The following is a 1,128-nucleotide window of genomic DNA, read 5'->3' as shown; positions in this document are numbered from 1 at the left end:
GCGGCGCTGGAGTAGAGAATGCTGGTGCGGCCGCGGCCGGCGGTTTCGCCGTCGGCCCCGAACACTGATTCGAGCAGCAGGCGGTAGAGCTGGGCCTGGGCGGTGTGGTTGGTCCAGGGCTGGCCGCCGGGCACGGCTTTCGAGCTTTTCAGCTCGATGAGGTCGTAGCCGGTGGGGCTTTCGTGCAGTAGGTCGAGACGACCCTGCAGGCCGTAGGTGGCCGAGAGAAAGGTTGGTTCGAGGAAGCAGTCGGCCACTCGTAGGCGCTGCTGCTGATAGCCGGTGCGGCTGTCGGCCACGAAGCCGCGCCGCTGGGTGTCGCGCAGGGTGCGGTGGTGGCGCCGCAGGTCGTTGAACAGCTCGGGCACGCCGGTGCGGGTCTGGAACTCGGGCAGGGTGCTCAGAGCCAGCGGCGCAAGGCGGAACAGGCGCTTGTGTAGGAAATGCTCGAGGTCGAAGTCGGCGCTGCCGGGCGCCTCACGCCCCCCCCCCGGGGCCAGTCCCGCATCTGCTTGATGCGCAGAGTCCGAGGGAGAGTGGAAGCCAGACGACGCGGAATCGAAGGTGTTTTCGATTCCATTGAAGGTATTCCTTGAGAAACCCTGCCCGGGCCTACCCTTTTCCAATAGATTAGCGAGCGCGCTCATTCGCTCTTTTTCGACGGCGTCTTTGCGCTGGCTGTTGAGCTCCTCGTGACGGGCGGCGTGGCTTACTTCCTCGTCCAGCAGCATGTTGACGAGGTTACCCAGCACCAGCGGGCGCGAAACTTCATCGGGCAGAAAGGCACTGATGAGGGCCCACTCGGGAATGGTACCGTCCTTCTGGGCGCACTCGGCCACGGTCGTCACACTGATGAGGTAATCGGGTTCGAGCACCACGCGGCGGGGCTGCACGCGGCCGTCGGGCCGCTGCACCGGGCCGATGAGATGCAGCGTGGGATGCAATGCGGCGGCGGTGGGCAGCAGACTAGCGTAGGCCTCAGGCAGTACTACGTCGAACGGGCCGGCGGGGTGGCCGTCGGCGGGCCGGTCCATTTCTACGGTCAACTCACCGGTGGCCAAGTTAGTGGCCAGCACGTGCACGCGCCAAGCTTCGAGGGGTACGGCGGGCGGCAGCGGGGCGGCGGCC

Annotated in this window: 1 protein-coding gene; it reads right to left on the bottom strand. The window is 66.6% G+C overall.

Annotated features, from left to right (window positions below; all coding sequences use genetic code 11):
• On the bottom strand, positions 1-1,128 hold a 1,128-nt coding region (locus ACYVDE_RS23625), incomplete at both ends, for a hypothetical protein (RefSeq protein ID WP_460503973.1).

Source organism: Hymenobacter agri (assembly GCF_054778495.1).
The sequence above is the reverse complement of the archived record's forward strand: the minus strand, read 5'-3'. Positions and strand labels throughout refer to the sequence as shown.